Source organism: Mycobacterium asiaticum DSM 44297, from assembly GCF_000613245.1.
In the GTDB taxonomy this organism is placed as follows: domain Bacteria; phylum Actinomycetota; class Actinomycetes; order Mycobacteriales; family Mycobacteriaceae; genus Mycobacterium; species Mycobacterium asiaticum.
Map to the genome: position 1 here is coordinate 1103537 of NZ_HG964936.1, position 21754 is coordinate 1125290.

Consider the following 21754-nt stretch of genomic DNA (forward strand, 5'->3'; position numbering starts at 1 on the left):
GTTAACCGGGCAGTGCGAATTGCCCTGAGTTCGGGAGCGGTTCGTTGTCATATGTTCTTGCGTTGCCTGAAGTAATGTCCACAGCGGCTACGGACGTAGCCTCGATTGGTTCGGCAATAGCCACCGCGAACCAGGGTGTTGCGAGTGCCACCACCGAGATATTGGCCGCGGCCGAGGACGAGGTGTCGGCGGCGATCGCCTCATTGTTCTCCGGTCACGGCCGGGGTTACCAGGCTCTCAGCGCGCAAGCGGCGGCCTTCAACGAGCGGTTTGCGCAGGCATTGACCACCGCGACCAGCGCGTATGCCTCCGCCGAGGCGGCCAGTGCCGCGCCGTTGGCGGCTTTGGAGAACTTGGTCTTCGGGGTTCAGCAGCTGCCCAGGACACTGGCCACCGGATTCGAATCGCTGCTGTCCTCGCCACAGTCTCCGTTCTTGGCGCTGGTTGCCAGTGACATTCCACCGCTGTCGTGGCTCGCCGGCAACTCGCCGCCGCCGTTGTTGAATCTGCTTCTCGGACAGACGGTTCAGTACACGACGTACGACGGGATGAGCGTCGTTCGGATCATTCCCGCGAATCCCACCGGCGAACACGTGGTCGCCATCCACGGCGGCGCATTCATATTCCCGCCGTCGATCTTCCACTGGCTCAATTACTCCGTGACGTCCTACATGACCGGCGCGACATTCGAAGTGCCCATCTACCCGCTGCTGCAGGAAGGCGGCACCGCTCCGACTGTTGTTCCGAAGATCGCCGGGCTTATCTCGCAGCAGATCGCGCAATACGGATCTGCCAACGTCAGCGTGACCGGGGACTCGGCGGGCGGCAACCTCGCTTTGGCGGCGGTGCAGCACATGCTGCAGCTGAATCCCGCCGCTACCGTCCCGTCCTCCATCGTGTTGATTTCCCCGTGGCTGGACGTCGGGACCCGGGGGATCGGCAGCGTTTGGGCGGGTGGTCTTCCGATAACCAACTATCAGGTCAGTCCGCTGTATGGATCGTTGACCGGACTGCCGCCGACATATGTCTACTCCGGGTCGTTCGATCCCCTCGCGGCTCAGGCCGCGATCCTGCAGCAGGCAGCGGCCGTGACCACCGACGCCAAGTTCAACTTCGTCCTGTTCCCCGGCGGGATTCACGACTGGGTGCTGCTGACTCCGTTCGGGCTACCGTACTGGCCGCAGATCAACCGGGAACTCGGCATCGCTGCCTGATCATGGAGCCGAACAGCTGCACTGCCCAGTAGGCCGCAGTGCGTGGGCCCATATACGAAGGTCCCAAACCCGGCGTGACCGGCCGGCTTATCCAGCCGCCTGCACCGTGATATCCGAGATTTTCGTGCGGCTTTCACCATTGGTGGTGCCCAGCTTCGAAATCCACACCAGCACATTGGACGTCTTGGTCCGGTCGCTTATCGTGATGCGGTTCTTACCCGCCTCCAAGGAAGCGGTCGGAGCCAACTCGGTGGTGTCGGACAATTTTGCTGGGTTATCCGTGGACGACGAGCGGATCTGCACCTCAGTGCCGGTGCTGGACACGTTGAGCGTCACCACGCTCAGCGCGGTTGGTTCGGGCAGGTGCAGTAGCAGGCCCATGCCCTGGATGAATCTGGGGAAGGGCTCGGCGTCGCGGTAGGTGACGGTGGACCACCCGGAGCCGGGGTCGCCGTCGATGGCCAACTTGGCGTCCTGCGGATTGTCGGGGGCGCCGTCCGGGGAAAACACGGTCGCGCTTACCGGCTTGACGATCGGTCCGGGGCGTGTCGGGTTGCCCGCGCCTTTGGTGAAGTACAGGACCGCGGCGGCGGTCAGCACGATCACCGCTATGACCGCGGCGGCCACCGCGGCGATGCGCGCGGCCCTGCGTTTCGGTGCGGGTGCAGGTGCAGGTGCAGGTGCGGGTGCAGGTGCGGCGGCCGGTGCGGGTGCAGGTACAGGCGCGGGTGCAGGCGCCACGGCTGGCGGCGGTTCTGCTGGGGCCGGTGCGCGGCGCTGCTTCGGACGAGCACCGAGTGACAGATTGACTACCTTGTCGGCATCGAGGGTGTCACCGTCCCAGAATCCGCTGACCTCGACCTCATCGCCGTCCTCGAGCTGACCGGTGACGAGGTCAGTCTGAATCTGGACCGGGACATGCGCGGGCCGGTTGTCCAATTCGTCATACGGAACCAGGTGGAAGGACAGCGTTCCGACCTGCTGATCGGCGGTGATCGCGTCGCGCTGGACGCCGCGCGCGCTTCCATGGATTACCACCCGCTCGAGACGCTGCGTCGCGGGACGTTGCCCCGCGCCAGCGGCCGGCTTGGGGGCCTGTTGCGTCAAAGAGCGAGCGAAATCCGCGCAGGTCGGGTACCGCTGGCTGGGATCTTTTGCCAGCGCCTTGATCAGAACGGCGTCCAAATGGGCGAGCTCTGGTCGGCGCTCCGATATCCGTGGGGGCGGCGAATTCAGGTGGTGAGTGAGTACGACCGCGCGATTGGAATCCTGGAACGGCGGTGCGCCGGTGAGCAGGAAGTACGTGGTGGCGGCGAGCGCGTACTGGTCGGCTCGGCCATCCAGCGATTTGCCGAGAAGTTGCTCGGGCGCCACATAGCTGATGGTCCCGACGGCGACGTTGGCCTCAGTGAGGTTGCTGACATCGTCGATCTTGCGAGCGATGCCGAAATCGGTCAGCAATACCCGGCGCCGGTGGCCATCGGCCGCGGTCACCAGGATGTTTTCGGGCTTGACGTCTCGGTGCAGCAGCCGGCGATCATGACCGAAGTCGAGCGCGTCGGCCACGGCGGTCACGATCTCGAAGACATCTGGTTCCGCTAGGCCGCGTGGGTGCCGCTCGCGCACCAGCCGCCCCGCGTCGGCGCCGTCCACGTATTCCATCGAGATCCACAGCCGGCCGTTGAACTCGCCACGGTCGAGAACGCCGACGATATGGGGATGCCACAGCGTCGCAGCCAGCTCGGCTTCGCGAATGAACCGTGCGCGAAACTCCTGATCCTCCGCCGAGGCCAGGGAAAGTATCTTCAACGCGTCCTGGCGAGGCAGACGCGGATGCTCGGCGAGATAGACCTCGCTCATACCGCCAGTGCCGAGTAAGCGCTGAATCACGTAGCCAGCGAAGACCTCACCGTTGTTCAACGGCATGCCCGAAAGCCTACAAACCGGCAGGGCCTGGTAGCGAATCCGCCGGTGAGGGGGAGGACGGCCGCGGTTTCTGTAATTCCGCTCACGGCTGAACGGGCACAGCGATAGATTTCGTTAGGGTCTGCGACCTCGGCATCCGCTGGGGACGGCATACGGGGAAACGTGATTGAGGGGAGATTTCCTATGTCGTTGATGGTGGTGCCGGAATGGGTTAGCGCGGTGGCCGCTGACGCGGCGGACGTCGCTGCGGCGATCGGTGCCGCCAACTCCGCGGCGGCGGCCCCTACGACCGGCTTGCTCGCTGCAGCCGAAGACGAGGTGTCCGCTGCCATCGCGGCGCTGTTCTCCGCCCACGGCGAGGGCTACCAGGCGCTGAGCGCGCAGGTCGCGTCTTTCAATCAGCGCTTCGTCCAGGCTCTGACCAATGCGAGCGGGGCATATGCCGCCGCCGAGGCGGCCAGCGCGGCGCCGCTGCAGACCTTCGAGGAGACCGTCGCCCTCTTCGAACAAGAGCTTGCGCAGGTTCCCAGTGAATTGGCCACCGGCTTCAACCGGATCGCCAACGAGATCTTCACCACCATCTTCGGCGCACCGGCCGCACCGCCCATTCCGGCGGGCCAGCCGGGGACTTTCACCGGCACGCCGTCGCTGATCACACGGTTCGAAGAGGCTTTGCTCTACCCGGTCAAGCCGCTGTTGAGTCTGTCGGGACTAGACACCTACATCGCGACTCCGGGTAACCCGCTTTTGCAACTACTGGCCAGTGACATTCCGCCGCTGTCCTGGTTTATCGGCAATTCCCCGCCGCCGTTATTGAATCTGCTTCTTGGCGAGACCGTTTCCTACAGCACATACAGCAGTCCCACCGGCGGAACGATGAGCGTTGTGCACATCACGCCGATGAATGCCACCGGTGAGCAGGTTGTTGCCATACACGGCGGCGCCTTCATCTTCCCGCCGTCCTTCCTGCACTGGATTCACTATTCGGTGATGGCCTACCAAACCGGCGCAACGATCCAGGTACCGATTTATCCGTTGCTGCAACAGGGGGGCACGGCCGGGCTGGTGGTGCCCATGATGTCGGAATTCATCGCCTCGCAGACCGCGCTGTACGGGACACCGAATGTCAGCGTGATCGGTGACTCTGCGGGGGGTAATTTGGCGCTGGCCGCCGTTCAGCAGATGGTGATCGACGGTGCGCAAATGCCATCGCGCATGGTCCTGCTGTCGCCGTGGCTCGACTTGTCCATGACCAACCCGAATATCGCGTTCGTGCAGGATCCGTTGCTGCCCGTTGGGCTGGCGAAAGTATTCGGTCAACAGTGGGCGGGCGGCTTGGCCATCAACAACCCCTGGGTAAGCCCGATAAATGGATCGCTCGACGGAATGCCGCCGACAACGGTCTACACCGGAAACCTGGACATACTCTCGCCCGACGCCATACGCCTCAAGGAACTGGCCGTAGGCGCGACAACCCCGTTCAGCTTCGTATTGGCCAACGGCCAGATCCACGACTGGCTCATCCTCACCTTGGACGGTCCCGCATATTGGCACCAGATCAACCAGGAACTAGGTATCGCGGCCTGATCGCGCCGAGACTGCAATTCTGCAGCGGAAGTGCGAGTAGGGGCCTGCAGGATTTCAGTCTCGGCGAACGGCTCGTGAAACCATGGGTGCGGTGATTCTCTCCATCGACCTCGGGAAGAGCGCGTGTCGCGTTGCGGCCGGCGACCGCAGGGCCCAGGGTCCCGGAGCGCCGGGTCTCGCGACGCCGGGTGGAGTCCGGGCAGCACAAGCGGCAATCTTGGCTGCAGCCAACGACTTTGGTCCAGTGGAGGAGGTGATCGTGGGGGCGGCCGGAGCCTTGGCCGCACCGGACGCGGCGCGCGCACTGGGCGAGGCGCTGCTCGGGTCACTGCGGGCGCAGCGCGCCACCGTGACCAGTGACGCCGTCATCGCGCACGCCGGCGCGCTGGACGGGAAACAGGGTGCCGTGTTGATCGTGGGCACCGGTGTCGTCGCGCTCGCGATCGACGCGGACGGCGCCCTGCGTACCGCCGACGGTTGGGGGCCCTGGCTGGGCGACGACGGCGGCGGCTCGTGGATCGGCGCGGCCGGGCTGCGCGCGGCGCTACGAGCCCATGACGGTCGCGGACCGTCCACCGCGTTACTCGATGCGGCGTGCGCCCGGTTCGGCCCGCCGCAGACCTGGCCGGGCCAGTTCGCCGACGCGGCCGACCTCGCCTCATTCGCGCCGGATGTGCTTGCCGCGCAGGATGATTCCGTGGCTTCGGAGATTGTCCGCACCGCCGCGGAGTCCCTCGGTGCGACCGCCCGCGCGGTCGGCGATGGCCCCGTGGCGTTGCTCGGCGGACTCGCCGGCGCGCCGGCGTTGCGCGCGCACATCGATGCCATGGCGCCCGTCGGCGATGCGCTCGAGGGCACCCTGCGGCTGGGGGTGATCCACGAGCCCCACCTCATCCGGTTACAGGCGACGGTTACCGGGCACCGCCTTGACGCACTGCCCACCGAGGCCGTGCGGCCAGGACTGCACGACCTCGACACCCGCCCGATCGGCGAAGTGGTCGCGTTACTCGTCGCGGCCGAGGGGGAGGCGCATGGCGCGGTGCTGGCGGCACTGCCCCGGATCACGGCGGCGGCTGAGGCGATCGCCGCGCGGCTGAAGCGAGGCGGCCGCCTGATCTATGCCGGCGCCGGCACACCCGGCCGGCTTGGCGTGCTCGACGCGGCCGAATGCGGGCCGACGTTCAACACCGACATCGTGCGCGGCGTCATCGCCGGTGGGCCCTCGGCGCTGACCCAGGCAATCGACGGTGCCGAAGACGTGTTCGATCCCGCCGATCTGGCCGACCTGACCGAAGCCGACGCGCTGGTCGGTATTACCGCGTCCGGACGCACACCGTACGTGCTGGGGGCACTCGACCACGCGCGCGCGGCGGGTGCGCTGACCGTCGCGATCGTGAACAACCCGGGTAGCGAGGCGGCGGCCGACGTGGTGATCGAGCTGCTGACCGGGCCGGAGGTGCTGGCCGGGTCCACCCGGTTGACCGCGGGAACCGTGCAAAAGATTGTGCTCAACGCGATCTCGACAAGCGTCATGGTCGCCCTAGGCAAGGTCTACGGCCCGCGGATGGTCGACGTGCGCGCGACCAACGTCAAGCTGCGCCGCCGTACGATGCGGATTGTCCGCGATGCGGCCGACGTCGATGAGCAGACCGCGGCCGCCGCGCTCGCCGCCGCGGACGGTCACGCCAAGACCGCGATCGTCGCGCTGCTCGCCGGTATCGACGCCGAGCAGGCCGCGCTACGGCTGGACGAGACCAACGGTCGGGTTCGCGAAGCCGTCATGGAGCGTTCGTGATGATGCGAAAGGGCGCTGCCGTTGTGACGGTGCTGCTCACCTTGGTTTCGGCCTGCGGCCACGGCGATCAAGCACCGCCGCCGGTGAGTCAGACGACCCAGCCGCCGCCCGCCGTAACCCCCAGCACCGCAACGATTTCCAAGCTGCCGGAAGCGCCGACCCCACCCGCATTCGCGCCGGTCGGCAAACTGATCACCGATGCGATCGCGGCGAACAAGCTGCCGGGTGCCGTGCTGCTGGTCGGGCACGGCGGCGAGATCGCGTTCCACCACGCCTATGGCGTGCGCAGGCTGGCCAGTGAACCGGGATTGGACGGTTCGCCTGCGCCGGCAGACCCGATGACCGAAGACACCATCTTCGACATGGCTTCCCTGACAAAGATTCTCGGCACCGCGACCGCCGTCATGCAGCTTTACGAACAGGGCATGGTGCAGTTCGACGAATCGGTGCAGCAGTATCTCCCCGACTTCAACCCGGCCAACGATCCGCGTCGAGCCAAGGTCACGGTTCGCATGCTGCTCACCCACACCTCCGGTGAGACGGGCGACGTCGAACTGAAGGATCCGTGGGGCCTGGAGCGGCCCGACAAGGCCGAAGGCATTCACCGGGCGCTCACCACGCCGTTGGAGTCGGGCCCGGGCGAGGTTTTCCGATACTCCGACATCAATTTCATCCTGCTGGGCGCGCTGGTCGAGAAGCTCACCGGCGTGGCCGAAGACGTCTACGTCGCCGAACACGTCTTTGCGCCGCTCGGCATGACCGAGACCCGATATCTTCCCGTGGCGAAAGCGTGTGGGCCGCACACGGTTAGAGGAGCCGCGGTCGGGTGGGCGCCGGCATCGAACGGCGGCTCACCATCCGCTTGTCCCGCCGGCAGCTGGAACACCGACCTGTTGCCGCGCATCGCCCCGACGGCACGTGACGAAGAGGGCAGAGCCGATCCGGACAAGAACCCCGACCTCGATCATCTGCTGTGGGGCACCGTCCATGACACGACGGCGCGACGGATGGGCGGCGTGGCCGGGCATGCGGGCGTGTTCTCGACGGCACAGGATGTTGGCATCTTCGCGCAAGCGCTGCTCGATCGGCTGGCCGGACGTCCGAGCCAATTCCCCTTGCTGCAAACGACGTTGGAACTGATGACCACCCCGCAGCAGCCGGGACACACTGCCACCCAGGTTGAGGCGGCGAACAACGCGACCAGGGAAGCCGTCGCGAAGAGACCGAACACCAGGGATCCGCTACTCGCTCCGCGCTATCCGGCGATCCCCGGCCAGAACCTGCGCGGCTTCGGCTGGGACATCGACACTCCGCTCTCGGGGCTACGAGGTGCGGTCTTTCCCGTCGGCGGTTTCGGTCACACCGGCTTCACCGGAACCTCGATCTGGATCGACCCGGCCTCGGATACCTATATCGTCTTGTTGGCCAACTCGATTCACACACGCGGCAGCCCGCCTATGTCGGATCTGCGGGGCGAGGTGGCAACCGCGACGGCGCGGGCCCTGGGGCTCTAGCAGGCTCACATCCGCTCGAAATGCTGGTAATCCGGGGTCTTCCAGTCCCCACCCCATTGCCAGCTCCGGTCGGAGAAGGCGCGCTGAATCGGGTCGCCACTGTGGATGAGCCCGGGATCCGTGCGGCTGCGGTCGAGGTAGGCCTCGGCGTTACGCGGCTCGAAATATCCGGTGACGTACAGGCACGGATTGATCAAGGGGTTGATATCGATCGCGCGGCCGTAAGCGTGTGGTGACCACTCGGTGGTTCCGGGAATCTGTCGACAGTTGAACGCCGAAGTGTTGTCGTCCTCCATGGACAACTCGTCGTCCGCGCCCGAGTAGTGGTCGACCGTCTGCATCTTGTCAACGGGATAGCCGAGCCGATGTAGTTGCTCGAAGATCGCGATGACGTCCGCGACCAGGTCCTGGTGCACGACCAGTTGGCCGCGATGCGTCTGGCCGTCGAAGCCGACGTAATCGATCTCCACACGCCGCAGCTGATCGGGTTCGACGGGGCAGCCCGGTTGCCAGGTCGTTCCGAGCTCGGCGGCGGTGACGGGTTGCACGGTTGCCGGCGGCGGCGTCGCGGTGGTCGACGAGGGCGGCTTCGGCGACGGAGCCGTGCTCGACGACGGAGTTTTGCTCGACGACGACGGCGGCAGCGAGCTCACCGCGTGCGGCGGTGTCGCGGGCGAGCACTGCACCAGGACGACGGCCAGTGCCAGCCCGACCGCCAACTTGGCACCACGCCACCTCACAAGCGTCCAACGTACCGTCAGGGTGCCCCGTCGTGCCCGCGTCCTAGCGACAAGCCTGACCTGGGCCGTAACCGGCGATTGTCGCTTAGCCGGTAACGAAGACCGTGCGCCTGACCTGCGGCAACGACAGTGTCGCTACGAAGCGGGCACCGCACTACCCGACCCGGCGCGCACGGCGAGCCTGGCCAGGTTGCGCAGCGAGTTATCCAGATGCTCGCGCTCAAAGGGCGGGAACTCGATGTCGCGGTATTCCGGCGGCACTGCCGACCAGTCATAGGTCAACAGAACCTCGGTCACGGACGGCCCGACCGGCCGCAGGTCGTAGCGCCAGATCCAGCCTCCGAACGTGAGGCGCGAGCCGCTTGCCGACTTCAACAATGTTCCGGGCGTGGCGGCGTCTTGTCCCGGCTCCCAGGCGATGGCGCTGGGCGGATCGAAGACGACAATCCTGTTGACCATCTCGTAGTGCTTGTCCGGGTGGTCGTCGTGGTACATCGCCATCCGGAAGATCTGCCCGGGCGCCGTCAAGAGCTGCGCATCGAGGGGCTCGCGTACCCAGCCGGTGCCGTCGATCGCGGCGTGGGTGCCGGGGTCCGCGAGCACACCGAAGATCACCTCGGACGGGGCGTTGATGTTGGTCGTTGCGGCAATTCGTTCTTCAGTCATGGCTTTACTGACCGTCCGGGTGGACCTAACTCATCGGTGCTGACACGCGGGCTCGATCAGCAGGGTCGGTACGCCACACGTCCCATTCTTGACACTGAGCACGCGCGTGCCGGGCTTGCGCCCGGGCCGAACCTCGGAGACCTCGAGTCCGGCGGCGACGAGCCGGGTGCGGGCGGCGTCGGCGTCCGAAACGCGCCACGACAACCCCCAGAGCAGATCGGTGTGCGTGGCAAGGCCGGGGTTGGCTAGGGGCTGGGCAAGCTCGACGGTCACGCGGCCAACCCGCAGGAAGACCAGTCGCATGCCCCAGTCCGGAAAGCTCCGGTCGAGCGCGAGACGCAGGCCGAGCCCGTCGCGGTACAGGGCGATCGCGGCATCAGCATCGGCGGTCTGTACGACCGCGTGGTCGATGCCGGTGACGCCCGCATCCGCCGGTCCGACAGGCTTGGCATCGGGCAGGGCCTCCGGGTCCTCATGCTGGATGGCGATGATCAGCACGCCGCGGGTGTGCGTGTCCGGCAGCAGCACGCTGCGCCACCGCCGCTCCTGCCCGGTATCCGCGTCGCGGCCCAAACCAGACGAGACCGGAGGTGGCGCAAGGCCATTGGCCTGAAGATGTGCGTGCGCCGAATCGAGGTCTGACGTGGCGAACGCCAGCCCGATCAGGCCCTCGCCGCGCTCGTCCAATCGCTCCGCGACCGTGCGACCGAGCGGTCCGTCGCCGTGTGGGCTGATCAGCTCGAGGTAGGTGTTGGACAGCCGGAACAAAGTATTCGCCGTGCCCCAGCCCGGATGCGCGCCGCGCCACGAAGGGTTGCGGGACAACAGCATGCTGTAGCGGTGTGTGGCGTCCTCAAGATCACCCACGGCGAGAATGACGTGGTCGAGCGCATCGAATACGGAATCAGCCACGCTAATGGTCGGTGTCGAGCAACCGCAGCGGATGCAGTCCGTCGACCGCACCGACAAACGGCGGATGAATGCTGTAGCCGAGCATGCGGCGAATGTCGTCGGAAACCGATCGGGCGATGTCACGTGACACCGACAGGCTGAAGGCCTCCATCGGGCGCAGCCACGGCTCGCAGTATTGCGCTGTGACGGCCAAACGATCACTCACCGAAGTGTTCGCCCCGCCGCCATGCCACAGGGTGCCCACGAAGAAGACACATGATCCGGCGGGCATCACCACGGGCACCGCCTCGTCGTCTGGTCCCGGTCGGCGCTTGCCCCAGCGGTGACTGCCCGGATACAGGACCGTCGCGCCGTTATCGCCGGTGAAGTCGTCAATGGCCCAGATCGTGGCCGCCGCCAGGGGTTCCCGCGGTCGCGGCACCGGGTAGAACCCGTCGTCGTGGTGCGGCAGCTGGGCGGTCTCGCCGGGCTGAATGTTGATCGCTTGCAATGCCGAGAGGAGGTAGTTGGGCATCAGCAAGCGATCCAGCACCGCCAGCACCCGGGGATTGTCGACCAGCCGGTCGCACACCCTGGTTCTGCTGAGCACACTGTAGATGCGCTGGGTGCGCCGGCCCTCGAACGAGTTCCGTCCGGTATGCCCCAGCCACGGCCGGACCTCGTCGCGGATTTGCCGGCACTGCTCGGTGCTGAGCAGGTTCTCCCAGATGACGTATCCGTCGCGGTCGAGCGCCGCCATGTCAGCCTCGACGACCGCGCTGTCGACCGAACTACCGCTGGTCGGCGTCCACCGGTAGCGCTGCGCAAGGTCACCCCGAAGGTCCTCGAGCGTGGTGACGGACTCGTCGTCGATGGTCATGGGTCAGTCCTACGTTGAGCGCGGGTTCGTCTTAGCGACCACACTAAGCCCGTAGCCTGAATCCATGGCTGACAATTCGTGGAGCGTCCAGATCGGCGAGGCGGAAGACCCCACCAATCCAGGCATCCCTCCGGTGCCCACTACTGTCTACGAGGGCGACGAGGAAGGTGCGCGCGCCGCTTATGCGCGGTCGACGGCGAAGGCGACCGAGCAGGACTACCGCTACGTGATGCTTCGTCACCTCGGTGAGGTCGTCGAAACGTGGGGAACCCCGCCGGCCGTCGGATAGCCACGAAAGGATCGAGATGAAGTTCGGGATCGCCACATTCGTCAACGACGACAGCATCGACACGGTATCGCTGGCCCGTGCGATCGAGGAACGGGGCTTTGCCTCACTGGTCGTCGCCGAACACACCCACATCCCGGCGAGTCGGGAATCCGCATACCCAGCAGGTGGCGAGCTCCCGTCCATCTACTATCGGACCCTCGATCCCTTCGTCACGCTGGCGGCGGCCGCGGCGGTGACTTCCTCCATCGAATTGTTCACCGGGATCGCGCTACTGATTCAACGCGATCCGATCATCACCGCCAAGGAAGCCGCCAGCATCGACCTGATCTCCAACGGACGATTCGTCTTCGGCGTCGGCGCCGGCTGGAACATCGAAGAGTTGCGTCACCATGGCACCGACCCGAAGACGCGCGGCAAACTGCTCGACGAACGCATCGAGGCCATCAAGGCGCTGTGGACCACCGAACCTGCCGAGTATCACGGCAAGTACGTGAACTTCGACGCCTCCTACAGTCGTCCCAAGCCGGTGCAACAGCCACACCCGCCAATCTTCATCGGGGGCGACTCTGACGCCACCGTCAAGCGGGTGGTCCGGCACGACGCCGGCTGGATCTCCAACCCGTTGCCCACCGAGCGGCTGCGCCAACGTGTCGACCAACTGCGCCAGACCAGCGGACGCGATGTCCCGCTGGCGATGTTCGGCACACCGGCGAAACCCCACTATTGGGATGCGGCAAAGGAGTTGGGATTCGGCCAGTTGGCGCTGCGACTTTCCACCGAACCGCGCGACGAATCGCTACGAATACTCGACGAGTTGGCCGCCCAGGTCGAGGCCTACCAGGGCAGGTGATCAATCGAAGGCGATGACACCACGGATGTTGTTGCCCGCGCGGAGATCACCCATCGCCTCGTTGATGTCGTCGAGCTTGTATGTCTGCGTGACGAGTTCGTCGAGTTTGAGCAGCCCGGCTTCATACATCGAAAGCAGCTTCGGCATGGCCTCGCGAGGGTTCATCTCGCCGTAGAGCGCGCCCTTGAAGGTTTTGCACGAGCTGACCATGTCGCTGAGGACCATCGGCACCATCAAGTCGGTGATTTTGGGCATCCCGGTCAACACGCAGGTGCCCCCTTTGCGCAGCATCATCATGGCAATCATCACCATGTCCACGGGTACGACACCCGGGGTGAGGACGACCCGGTCGGCCATCACGCCCCAGGTGATCTCTTTGACCAGTTCCAGAGCGACGCCGGTGTCGACAGCGGTGTGCGTGGCGCCGAAGGTGGGTGCCATCTGGCGTTTGAATTCGCTGGGATCGACCGCGACGATGTGTTTAGCGCCAGCGATTTTCGCGCCTTGGACGGCGTTCATGCCGATGCCTCCGACGCCGATCACCACCACGGTGTCGCCCGCCTCGGTGCCGGCCGCGATCGAACCCGAGCCGAATCCTGTCGTCACGCCGCAGGACACCAGGGAAGCGGCCTCCAACGGAATCCAGTCGTGGACCCGGACGAGTGAGCGTTCGGAGGCCACCACGTATTCGGAGAAGGTGCCGACCTGCATCATCGCCATCAGGTCTTCACCGTCGAGGTGGCGCCGCCGAGTACCGTCCGTCGTCATCGCCTTGTCGTAGATGTCGGCGCCGACATCGCACAAATAGGTGTGGCCGGTTGTACACCACCGGCAGTTGCCGCAGGCGGGAAAGAACGAGACAGCAACGTGGTCACCGGGTTTCAAGGTCTTCACCTCAGGCCCGACGGACTCGACGATGCCGGAGCCTTCGTGGCCACCCAGCATCGGGAACCACTCGGGCACCGAAACGCCGGCGGCCCGCATCATCTGCTCCATGTCCGGCGTCGGCACACTGTCGCCGCTGTGAAAGTGCTCGTCGGAATGGCAGATTCCCGCGTAAGCCATCTTCACCAGGACCTCGCCGGCATGCGGCGGATCGAGATCGATCTCGGTTACCTCCCAGTCGACACCGACTCCCCGCAGCACCGCTGCCCTCGACTTCATCACCGACTCCTTTGGCGGATGGGACTCACCAGTTCCGTAGTTCCTTCACTGCGCTGGAGGCCCGCGGAACGAATGTCAGGTAGGGAATGAAGCCACTATTCCCGCAACGGATCACGTTATGGACCACGTCGGTCAGATGTTCGGCGTCGATCAGCCCGCCGAGCATGTACTTGTGCTCCATCCAGAACCTGATGGCCTTTTCCAAGACATCCGGATCCCAGTTCTTGTTGAACTCGGTCTGCGAGTCACCGGCTCCGCCGAGACTGTCGCCCACGGCGAGCCGGGTAAAGCCGATCTCCGGGTGCTCGATACGCCACGCCTCGACGAGCTTGTCCAACGCACCCTTGGTAACCGCGTATGACCCCAGCATCGGCCAGGGTGTCGTATACGAGGCGCTCAGCGACGACAGATACACGGCCGAGCCACTCGCTGCGGCCAACTGCGGCGCTGCAGCGGCGGTGATCAGCGAGGCGCCAATGACGTTGGTGGCGAACAATGTTGACCATTGCTCGGCCGTCACCTCCGCCAGTGGTGCCAGCACCCCCATGCCGGTCGTGTATACCAGGGCGTCCAAGCCGCCCAGCGCATCAACCACCTCATCCATTGCCTGCCGGCAGGTATCGGCAACGGTGACGTCACAGGCGACGGCGACCGCGCCGTTACCCGCTTCTTTCGCGGCCTCGACCAGTCGTTCGTAGCGACGGGCTAACAGCGCGACGTGTGCACCCCGCTTGGCCAAGCCGGTGCCGATGCAGCGGCCCAGGCCGGCCGAAGCGCCGACGACCGCGACCCGCAACCGTCGTTCCTCGTCAGGCATTGGTTCTCGTAGACATGGGCCTCCTAGTGCTGAAGTCGAGGCGGAGCTGATTCCGGAGGATCTGTAGGTGATTTATGGAAATTAGCATTTCCGCCGGGACGAGGGAAATGTTGCGACTCGAACACCAGATCACCGACGCAGTACTTTTCGCGGCTCGACCGCAAAGCTCAGTAGCAGGCGGTCGAGGATCTTGGCGGCTCTACGACGGGCCTGGGCGGGGTTGGCGGCATGCGCTACCAACCTGGAAGCCTCCTCGAGAGCCGCGACGATCATGTGCGTGAGCTCCCCGACCGGTTGGTCGTCGATGATCCCCTCTGCGATCGCCTCGCGGACCTTCTCATTGATGAGTGCGATGCTGTTGTCTTCCTGGATGGCACGCAGCGTTTGCCAGCCCAGGACCACCGGCCCGTCGACCAGCATCACGCGCTGTACTTCGGGTTCGAGTGCAGCTTCGAGGAATCCGTGCATACCTCGGGTAAGGCGCTCCCACGGGTCCGCACCGCGGGGCGGCGCGGCCAGGGACCGCAGCGTGAGATCGTTCTCCACCTCCTCGAAGACGGCCCGGAACAGCTCGGCTTTGTCCTTGAAGTGGTGGTAGAAGGCACCGCGCGTGCCTACGCCCGATTTCATCACCAGGTCACCGACGCTGGTGTTGAAGTATCCCCGCTCCACGAACAGTTTCCGCCCGGCATCCACGAGGTCGCGGCGGGTTCGGTCGCCACGGGCGCGGCGATCGTCGGTGGACCCGCCCCGCTGCGCCATGACGACGATCCTAGCAACATTCGTACTGTAGGTTGCCGTTATGGCAGACGACGAGGTGCGGGCATACGGCTCGGTTGCACCGCTGAAGGTGGGATTGCTGAACGACTATCCGACGAGTGGCGACACCGACACCGACACCGTTGCCGCACTGCGGTTGGTGCTGGAGGAGGCGCATGTCTCGGGGCTGATCGATCGGCCGGTCGAGCTGATTCAACGCAATGTCGTCGGCCTGCCGAACGGGACCTACCAGGCGGTGGAGCGGGCCTTCGATGAGCTGGTCGACGCGGGATGTTTGGCCATCTTCGGGCCGTGGGTCTCTGACAACGTGGCGCCGCTGCGTCCGCATGTCGATGCGACGGCCAAGGTCCCGATCATTACGCTGTCGGGATCCGAAGGCGCACTGGGAGAATGGTGTTTCGCGCTGAACAACGGCTCGATGGCCGAAGAGCCGGTGATGCTCGCCGCGGTGCTGATCGGCGACGGCCGATCGAGGATCGCTATTGCCTACGAAGCGTCACTGATCGGTAAGGAGTATCTCTCCTTTGCCGAAAAGGCTTACGCCACAGCAGGTTTGAATGTTGTGGCCACAGTCGCCATCCCCCAGGTCGAAGCCGACAAGGCTATAGCGGTGGCGGCGCTGCGCGCCGGCGACCCTGATGCCCTCGTCCACGTCGGGTTCGGCCATGGATTGTGGGGCTTCACCGACGCGCTGCGGGCCGCCGGCTGGGACCCGCCTCGGTACACCACGACCGCGTTCGAGATGGCCCATATCAACGCCGAGTGGATGCGTCACCTTTCGGGGTGGATCGGCTTGGACAGCTACGACGAGCGAAACGAGGTGGGGCAGGCGTTCCTGGATCGATTCGAAAGGCGCCACAGCCGTCGTCCGGGACACTCGATGCCGGGCTTGGCGCACGACGCCGCAACCGTCATCGCTCGGGGGCTGGCGTTGGCGCGTCCGCTGACCGGTGCAGGGGTCAAGCGCGGCATCGAACAGGTCAAGCTGATCCCCGCGGCGAGCGGAGCGCCGGGCACGTTCATGAGATTTGGGCGATACATTCGGCAAGGCTGGTTGGGTTCGGATTATCTGATAGCTCGCCGGGTGCTGCCGGACGGCTCCGCCCACGTCTTCCACGCCGCGCCGAGTGAGAACATCTCACGGGCGGTCGGCGTGTCCGGTTAACTGAATCGCGCCGAACACCGGCGCTGTCACGACTCCCGGCGGTTGGGCCAGGACGTAGGGAATGGCGCGGATCGCACCCATCGCGATCATCAGGTGCCCCGGCATGGCGTGTTGCCCAGTTGGTAGTTGCCCGTCCCAGCCGACGTCCAGCTGTAGCTCGAAGCTCGGCACACCCTTGATTACCGCGCGAATCAGCGGTGCTTTCTCCCCGGGCCGCAGTGGTGTAAGGCCCCATTGGGGTAGGTCGCGGGTCAGTACCCATTCCTCGTGGATGGCCAGCAGGGGACGGTCCGACCAGTGGCCGACCCAGGAGAATCGCTGTCCCACAACAGTTCCTGCCGCTATCCGGCCAGCGGTGACCTCGATGTCGTGGGGCAGTGTGGTGGCGTCCACCATGATGTCGATATGCGACAGGGTGATCCCCAGAACGTCGGCGGTGGCGTTGAGCGCCTGACGGTAGGCCATGTCGAGCTTCTTGATGATCGGTGAATCGACGCTGACGTCTCCAGGTGGCCGTCCCATGCCCATCAGGTCGACCAGCATCGGCCGGCTGGGAACGGCCGAGACGTCGGTTGCCTCGTAGAGGTCGATCCGGTCGATCGTCTTGCTCAACCCGGTCACGGTCGCGACGAGCCGCTCGAACATGAAGCCGGGATTCTCACCGGCGGCGTGGAATCGCGAACCGCCCTGCTGACACGCCTGCACGAACGCCGTCTCGGTATCGGCGCCGTAGGTGGGCAGGTGGTTGTACGACGTGGTTGTAACGACATTAGTGCCTGCGGCGAGCAGTCGGCAGATGTCTTCGGCGTTGGTCTCGACGGCGTGGGCCTTGCTCGCCGCGTGCACGACGACGTCCGCTCCCAAAGCGACGATTTCGTCTTTGTCAGTCGTGGCCAGCACCCCGGTGGTAGGGGGCAAACCGCACAGTGCTCCTGCATCGATGCCCGCCTTGGCGGGGTCGTACACCAATACACCGGCCAGTTGGAAATCCGGATTCTCGATCAGCTCCTGCAGCGCAGCGCGGCCGACCGCGCCGGTTGCCCACTGCACGGCTCGGATTGCCAATCGAACACTCCAGGTTGCTGTTTCGAATGTCGGCTAGCTCTGGTTGGTCCAACATACATCATGTAGGTTTGCAACCGACGGGCTGTAGGTTGAACCTCGGGTGGGAGGCATGACGTGGTGGAACCGGCGGTCACCGACGACATCGATCAACGCATCCGCGAGGCGCAGGAAAAGTTCAACGCCGGCATGGGAGCCGATGGAGACGCCACGCCCTACCCGTTGCTGCGTGAATTGCGCACAAAGGGGGCGGTTCACCCAGGGTGGCCGGAAATGGGGGTCCCCGAGGATCTGGGAAACGGAAAAAAGACTTACACCGCGTACTCCTTCGATGCCGTCAAGGCGGTATTCACTGACAACATCACCTTCAGCACCCGTTGCTACGAAGACGTGGTGCGGCCGTTACAGGGGCCGACGATCCTGGAAATGCAGGAGCCTGAGCACGCAATCTATCGCAGGCTGCACGAGTTCGCCTTCGCGCGTTCATCAATGAAACGTTGGGACGCCGAGCTCGTTGGTCCACTGGTGGAACGCACCATCGCGAAGTTGCGCGGCAACAAGCGCGCCGATCTGGTGGACACCGTGTTCATGCCGATTCCGGTGCGGGTGATCGCCGCCCTTCTCGGGTTACCCCAAGCCGATATCGGTGAATTCCACCGGTTGGCAATCGACCTGCTGGGATTCCGCGGCGATATGGCGAGGGCGATGAAGGCCTCCGCCGAGATGAAGGAGTACTTCATCGGAGTGCTTGCGGACCGGCGCAAGTCGCCCAAGGACGACATGGTGACGATCCTGTCCCAGGCCGAGATTGACGGCGTCAAGATGTCGGACGAGCAGATCTACGGATTTATGCGTAACCTGTTGCCCGCCGGAGCGGAAACCACGTCACGGTCTACGGCGAGCCTGGCGATGGCGCTGCTGACGCACCCGGACCAACTCGATGCCGTTCGCAATGACCGAAGCCTGCTCCCGCAGGCCATTGAAGAAGGCATCAGGTGGGAGACTCCGCTGCTGAACTTCATGCGCGAAGTGACCAGCGACGTCGAGTTCTACGGGGTACGCATCCCCAAGGGCGCTACGATGATGTTGAGCCTCGGCAGCGCTAACCACGATGAAACCCGCTGGAAAGACGCCGAATTGTTCGACATCTTCCGGGACCGTAAGCCGCACATCGGTTTTGGTCACGGTGCGCATGTGTGTCTCGGCATGCATTTGGCCAGGTTGGAAAGCAGCAAGATCTTCAACGCTTTATTTGACGAACTGCCCGGCCTGCGGCTCGATCCCGATGCGCCGCCCCCGTATGTCACCGGCACGATGTTCCGTTCGCCGCCGCGCCTCGACGTGCTGTGGTCATGACGCGCGCAATACGTGTCATTCAGTGGGCAACCGGCGTTACCGGGATGATGTCGCTGAGACACGTGCTGAGCCGGCCGGACCTGGAGCTGGTCGCTGTGCGGGTGTACGACGTCGACAAGGCGGGCGTTGATGTCGGCACCCTGTGTGGGCTTCCCGAAGTCGGAATCCTCGCCACCACGGATCGGGACGCCATCATCGGTACCGAGGCCGACGTCGTGCTCTACATGGGCAAGGTCGAGACCGACACGCCTGGGTGCTTTGCCGACGTGGGTGACCTGTTGGCGTCGGGCAAGAACGTCGTGGCTACCGGGAGCCGGTTCATTCACCCCGGCTCGCTGCATGCTTCTTTGGCGGACGGTATCGAAAAGGCATGCCGCGCAGGTGGATCGTCGTTCCTGGGCTTGGGGCTTTATCCCGGCTTCGTGGGGGAATCGCTGGTGCCCATCTTGTCGCGGCTTACCCAGCGGACGGGACACATCAATATCCGCGAGGTGCTGAACTACTCCACCTACGCCAGCCACGACTTGATCTTCAACGCGATGGGCTTTGGGCACGCACCCGACGACACCACACCGTTGTTGACGAACACGGAGTACGCCGCCAGCGCCTGGATCGGTAGCGCCACGGTGGTTGCGCAGGCACTGGGGCTGGAAATTCGAGGTGTGCAGGGATATCGTCACGTCGCGCTGACCCCACGGGCGCTCTCGGTGGCCGCTGGTGAAATTCCTGCGGGCACGGTGGGTGCCATGCGCTTCGGCGTCGTAGTCGATTGTGGCGAAACCACCTTGACCGTTGAACATCTCACCAGGATGGCTGACGACCTGGCTCCCGACTGGCCCACCGAGATCGGTTATTCGGTGACTTTCGAGGGTGAACCCAACATGCGGATTCATCTCGTGATCGGCTCGCACGACCAGGATCATGCGGAGCAGGGCTGTCTGGCCACCGCTATGCATGCCATCAACGCGATCCCCACGGTGGTGGCGGCGGAACCGGGGCCCTACGACCTATCGACGATCGCGTTGACATGACGAAAATCTCCTTCAAGAACCGCGTCGTACTTGTTACCGGTGGCGGCAGAGGCCTCGGTGAGGCGTACTGTCACGAATTTGCTCGCCGTGGTGGTTCGGTTGTGGTGCACGACAACGGCGCGGGCGTCGACGGGCGTGATCCGGATCGTGCCGTCGCCAATCAAGTAGCGGAAGCGATCGTCACGGCAGGGGGACAGGCTGTCGCGTGTACTACCGACGCCAGCACGGAGGACGGGGGTCGAAGCGCAGTCGACCTGGCTTTGAACCGATTCGGCAGGCTAGACGCCATAGTGGCTAATGCGGGGATCATCCACAGCGATCCTATCGACGAGTGGCCGACAGACCGCTTCGAGGCCCTACTGCGCCATCATCTTCTCGCGGCGTTTCACGTTGTGCGCCCGGGTATCTCGGTAATGAAGCAGGCGGGTTACGGCAGGCTTGTCTTCGTATCGTCAGCAGCAGGCGTCTTTGGACAGCCCGGGTTGACGGGCTACGCCGTGGCCAAGACCGGCATGCTCGGATTGATGAACGTTGCGGCACTGGAAGGTTCGGCGTCAGGTATCACGGCGAATGCGATCATGCCCATGGGTGACACCCGCATGGCTGACACGCTACTGGGTGAGGCCGGCCGCACCCCCGACCGCGCGGGCATTCCTTCAGACGCTGCGACTCGACCAGGTAGCGCCCGTCGTCGCCTATCTCGCCAGTGAGCAATGTAGGCAATCTCGTCTGGTGCTCAGCGCCTTTCGCGGACGAGTGGCTGCGCTGCAAATTGGTGTCACGCGTGGTTGGTGCAGCCCGGGCGGGGCTTTCAGCGCCGAGGACGTGGGAAGCAATTTGAATGAGATTTTGGATTCGGCGGGATTATTGTTGCCGGGCAGCATTTTCGACGAAATAGCCCACGCTGTCGGTTAGTCGCTCACTTACTGCGCCGGTCGCCGAATCCGGTGTAGCTGCGGATCAACGGAAGATCCGCCATGGTCGCGAATCCGGGCGGCGCAGCGCACACGGCAGCAATAGCGTTGACGACCTGCAGTGCCACGGCGATCAACCCGGCGCGAACGTGCTCCTCGATAGATGCCGGCCGTGAATAACTGGCCAAGCAAAAGTAGTGCACACGCATGGATGGATCGCCTTCGAGCGTGAGGGTCCAACCGTCCTGTGGCTTCGGCCAATGTTCTGGATACTCACCGCCCACCGTCCACAGCGTCTCGAACTCGATCACTGCGTCGCCGTTGCGGTGTCCGACGAATTGCCAGCGTTGCCCTGCTGTGGTGCCGGCTTGAACCGCATGATCGAAGATCTGAAAGTCTTTGCTTGCCGGAACCGCATCGACGGTGACCCTGACGTCGTCAATCGCGGCGTGCAGGGTGTCAGCGATAAACCAGGTCTGCTGGGTGAACAGGGCGGTGTTGAACGTCAGGAAGTCATTGGCTGTCGGGGTGATGTCTTCGATGGGACGTCCGAACCACATTCCGTCGAAGGTGATGTCCGTGCTCTCCCATAACGACCAATCCGCGCGTTCCTGAAGCGTGAACCGATCGATGGTACGGCTCATGCCGGAGAGCGCGAGCGGCAACACACCCGACAGGTTGCCGGGATTCAACCCGCTCGCGTGGATGGTGCTATTGCCTTTCTGACAAGCGGCCAAAAGTCGCGCACGGTCGGCATCGGGAAGGCGATTCGGGTGAAAGAGGAACGAGACGGCGGCGACGTTCTTCCCGCTCGCCAGCAGCGCGCAGACGTCGTCGAGGTTGCTGAACGACGGCGCGTAGAGCACTAGGTCGGCGTCTAGTGCAAGTATTTGCCCAACATCTGTCGTCGCGGTCACGCCGATCGGCTCGCGGCCTACCAAGGTTCCGATGTCAACGCCGCATTTATCGTTGGAATAGACCCGCGCACCGACCAATTCGATGTCGGGACGATGGTCGAGGATCGTGGTGACCATCTCGGTTCCCACCGCGCCAGTTGCCCACTGGATCACTCGAAGCCGGGGTTCGGTATCCATCCCGATAACGTTAGTTCTC

General features: G+C 64.6%; 20 protein-coding genes and 1 pseudogene. 11 read left to right on the forward strand and 10 right to left on the reverse strand.

From position 1 onward, the window contains the following. Window positions 1-44 precede the first annotated feature (44 nt). Window positions 45-1214, forward strand: coding sequence for a triacylglycerol lipase LipY (gene lipY / locus BN972_RS05260; RefSeq protein ID WP_080696696.1), 1170 nt, complete (start codon window positions 45-47; stop codon window positions 1212-1214). An 87-nt stretch (window positions 1215-1301) separates the two neighbouring features. Here the strand turns inward: lipY (BN972_RS05260) and BN972_RS05265 are convergent, their stop codons facing one another. Further along, on the reverse strand, window positions 1302-3140 hold the full coding sequence (locus BN972_RS05265; protein WP_036353697.1) for a serine/threonine-protein kinase: 1839 nt from the start codon (window positions 3138-3140) through the stop codon (window positions 1302-1304). A 183-nt stretch (window positions 3141-3323) separates the two neighbouring features. Here BN972_RS05265 and lipY (BN972_RS05270) point away from each other — a divergent pair, with 183 nt between their 5' ends. The 4 genes and pseudogenes from lipY (BN972_RS05270) (at window position 3324) to BN972_RS05280 (ending at window position 8036) form a co-directional block, all read left to right on the forward strand. Next, entirely contained in the window at window positions 3324-4727 is a 1404-nt protein-coding gene (gene lipY, locus BN972_RS05270) for a triacylglycerol lipase LipY (protein WP_036353699.1), read from the forward strand. An 82-nt stretch (window positions 4728-4809) separates the two neighbouring features. Further along, window positions 4810-5526, forward strand: a pseudogene (locus BN972_RS31110) (BadF/BadG/BcrA/BcrD ATPase family protein); the annotation flags it as partial. Between the two features lie 93 nt (window positions 5527-5619). Continuing rightward, window positions 5620-6522, forward strand: a complete 903-nt coding sequence (gene murQ / locus BN972_RS31115; protein WP_390176200.1) for an N-acetylmuramic acid 6-phosphate etherase — start codon at window positions 5620-5622, stop codon at window positions 6520-6522. A gap of 2 nt (window positions 6523-6524) precedes the next feature. Further along, window positions 6525-8036 carry a serine hydrolase domain-containing protein gene (locus tag BN972_RS05280; RefSeq protein WP_080696791.1) on the forward strand — a complete coding sequence of 504 codons (1512 nt, stop codon included), beginning with the start codon at window positions 6525-6527 and terminating at the stop codon, window positions 8034-8036. Window positions 8037-8041: 5 nt separating this feature from the next. Here BN972_RS05280 and BN972_RS05285 read toward each other — a convergent pair whose 3' ends face one another. The 4 genes from BN972_RS05285 to BN972_RS05300 form a co-directional block, all read right to left on the reverse strand. After that, entirely contained in the window at window positions 8042-8776 is a 735-nt protein-coding gene (locus BN972_RS05285) for a M15 family metallopeptidase (protein ID WP_080696698.1), read from the reverse strand. A 135-nt stretch (window positions 8777-8911) separates the two neighbouring features. After that, window positions 8912-9442 (reverse strand): SRPBCC family protein, encoded by a 531-nt coding sequence (locus tag BN972_RS05290; RefSeq protein WP_036353701.1) that lies wholly within the window; start codon window positions 9440-9442, stop codon window positions 8912-8914. Between the two features lie 30 nt (window positions 9443-9472). Further along, a complete protein-coding gene (locus BN972_RS05295) occupies window positions 9473-10354 on the reverse strand; it encodes a VOC family protein (protein ID WP_036353703.1) in 882 nt (293 codons plus the stop codon). Between the two features lies 1 nt (window position 10355). Next, a complete protein-coding gene (locus BN972_RS05300) occupies window positions 10356-11213 on the reverse strand; it encodes a phytanoyl-CoA dioxygenase family protein (RefSeq protein WP_036353705.1) in 858 nt (285 codons plus the stop codon). A 64-nt stretch (window positions 11214-11277) separates the two neighbouring features. Here BN972_RS05300 and BN972_RS05305 point away from each other — a divergent pair, with 64 nt between their 5' ends. Then, window positions 11278-11502 (forward strand): hypothetical protein, encoded by a 225-nt coding sequence (locus BN972_RS05305; RefSeq protein ID WP_036353707.1) that lies wholly within the window; start codon window positions 11278-11280, stop codon window positions 11500-11502. 16 nt (window positions 11503-11518) lie between these two features. After that, the gene (locus BN972_RS05310; RefSeq protein WP_036353709.1) at window positions 11519-12352 is read left to right on the forward strand and encodes an LLM class F420-dependent oxidoreductase; all 834 of its coding nucleotides are present in this window, start codon (window positions 11519-11521) and stop codon (window positions 12350-12352) included. On the opposite strand, the gene BN972_RS05315 is transcribed toward BN972_RS05310, so the two are convergent. The 3 genes from BN972_RS05315 to BN972_RS05325 form a co-directional block, all read right to left on the reverse strand. Next, window positions 12353-13516, reverse strand: a complete 1164-nt coding sequence (locus BN972_RS05315; RefSeq protein WP_036353711.1) for an NDMA-dependent alcohol dehydrogenase — start codon at window positions 13514-13516, stop codon at window positions 12353-12355. It lies immediately after the preceding gene. A 25-nt stretch (window positions 13517-13541) separates the two neighbouring features. Continuing rightward, window positions 13542-14333 (reverse strand): SDR family oxidoreductase, encoded by a 792-nt coding sequence (locus tag BN972_RS05320; RefSeq protein WP_036353713.1) that lies wholly within the window; start codon window positions 14331-14333, stop codon window positions 13542-13544. 129 nt (window positions 14334-14462) lie between these two features. Further along, window positions 14463-15095 carry a TetR/AcrR family transcriptional regulator gene (locus tag BN972_RS05325; RefSeq protein WP_036353715.1) on the reverse strand — a complete coding sequence of 211 codons (633 nt, stop codon included), beginning with the start codon at window positions 15093-15095 and terminating at the stop codon, window positions 14463-14465. Between the two features lie 40 nt (window positions 15096-15135). Between BN972_RS05325 and BN972_RS05330 the strand changes: the two genes are divergently transcribed. Next, window positions 15136-16278, forward strand: coding sequence for an ABC transporter substrate-binding protein (locus BN972_RS05330; RefSeq protein ID WP_036353717.1), 1143 nt, complete (start codon window positions 15136-15138; stop codon window positions 16276-16278). On the opposite strand, the gene BN972_RS05335 is transcribed toward BN972_RS05330, so the two are convergent. Further along, a complete protein-coding gene (locus tag BN972_RS05335) occupies window positions 16252-17328 on the reverse strand; it encodes a dihydrodipicolinate synthase (protein WP_036353720.1) in 1077 nt (358 codons plus the stop codon). The genes BN972_RS05330 and BN972_RS05335 overlap by 27 nt on opposite strands. 129 nt (window positions 17329-17457) lie before the next feature. Between BN972_RS05335 and BN972_RS05340 the strand changes: the two genes are divergently transcribed. The 3 genes from BN972_RS05340 to BN972_RS05350 are packed head-to-tail and all read left to right on the forward strand — an operon-like array spanning window position 17458 to window position 20437. After that, the gene (locus BN972_RS05340; RefSeq protein WP_036353723.1) at window positions 17458-18696 is read left to right on the forward strand and encodes a cytochrome P450; all 1239 of its coding nucleotides are present in this window, start codon (window positions 17458-17460) and stop codon (window positions 18694-18696) included. After that, window positions 18693-19727: an NAD(P)H-dependent amine dehydrogenase family protein gene (locus tag BN972_RS05345; protein WP_036353726.1), complete on the forward strand. Its 1035-nt coding sequence runs from the start codon at window positions 18693-18695 to the stop codon at window positions 19725-19727. The genes BN972_RS05340 and BN972_RS05345 overlap by 4 nt, the downstream gene beginning before the upstream one ends. Beyond that, window positions 19724-20437: an SDR family NAD(P)-dependent oxidoreductase gene (locus tag BN972_RS05350; RefSeq protein WP_051545066.1), complete on the forward strand. Its 714-nt coding sequence runs from the start codon at window positions 19724-19726 to the stop codon at window positions 20435-20437. Before BN972_RS05345 ends, BN972_RS05350 begins: the two co-directional genes overlap by 4 nt. Before the next feature lie 209 nt (window positions 20438-20646). On the opposite strand, the gene BN972_RS05355 is transcribed toward BN972_RS05350, so the two are convergent. Continuing rightward, window positions 20647-21735, reverse strand: a complete 1089-nt coding sequence (locus BN972_RS05355; protein ID WP_036353728.1) for an NAD(P)H-dependent amine dehydrogenase family protein — start codon at window positions 21733-21735, stop codon at window positions 20647-20649. Between the last annotated feature and the right edge of the window lie 19 nt (window positions 21736-21754).

What these genes read in the sequence shown, in the direction of transcription:
- BN972_RS05265 (WP_036353697.1), bottom strand. Translation starts at nt 3,140, where the DNA reads ATGCCGTTGAACAACGGTGAGGTCTTCGCTGGCTACGTGATTCAGCGC.
- lipY (WP_036353699.1), top strand. Translation starts at nt 3,324, where the DNA reads ATGTCGTTGATGGTGGTGCCGGAATGGGTTAGCGCGGTGGCCGCTGAC.
- BN972_RS05280 (WP_080696791.1), top strand. Translation starts at nt 6,525, where the DNA reads ATGCGAAAGGGCGCTGCCGTTGTGACGGTGCTGCTCACCTTGGTTTCG.
- BN972_RS05290 (WP_036353701.1), bottom strand. Translation starts at nt 9,442, where the DNA reads ATGACTGAAGAACGAATTGCCGCAACGACCAACATCAACGCCCCGTCC.
- BN972_RS05300 (WP_036353705.1), bottom strand. Translation starts at nt 11,213, where the DNA reads ATGACCATCGACGACGAGTCCGTCACCACGCTCGAGGACCTTCGGGGT.
- BN972_RS05305 (WP_036353707.1), top strand. Translation starts at nt 11,278, where the DNA reads ATGGCTGACAATTCGTGGAGCGTCCAGATCGGCGAGGCGGAAGACCCC.
- BN972_RS05310 (WP_036353709.1), top strand. Translation starts at nt 11,519, where the DNA reads ATGAAGTTCGGGATCGCCACATTCGTCAACGACGACAGCATCGACACG.
- BN972_RS05315 (WP_036353711.1), bottom strand. Translation starts at nt 13,516, where the DNA reads ATGAAGTCGAGGGCAGCGGTGCTGCGGGGAGTCGGTGTCGACTGGGAG.
- BN972_RS05320 (WP_036353713.1), bottom strand. Translation starts at nt 14,333, where the DNA reads ATGCCTGACGAGGAACGACGGTTGCGGGTCGCGGTCGTCGGCGCTTCG.
- BN972_RS05325 (WP_036353715.1), bottom strand. Translation starts at nt 15,095, where the DNA reads ATGGCGCAGCGGGGCGGGTCCACCGACGATCGCCGCGCCCGTGGCGAC.
- BN972_RS05330 (WP_036353717.1), top strand. Translation starts at nt 15,136, where the DNA reads ATGGCAGACGACGAGGTGCGGGCATACGGCTCGGTTGCACCGCTGAAG.
- BN972_RS05345 (WP_036353726.1), top strand. Translation starts at nt 18,693, where the DNA reads ATGACGCGCGCAATACGTGTCATTCAGTGGGCAACCGGCGTTACCGGG.
- BN972_RS05350 (WP_051545066.1), top strand. Translation starts at nt 19,724, where the DNA reads ATGACGAAAATCTCCTTCAAGAACCGCGTCGTACTTGTTACCGGTGGC.
- BN972_RS05355 (WP_036353728.1), bottom strand. Translation starts at nt 21,735, where the DNA reads ATGGATACCGAACCCCGGCTTCGAGTGATCCAGTGGGCAACTGGCGCG.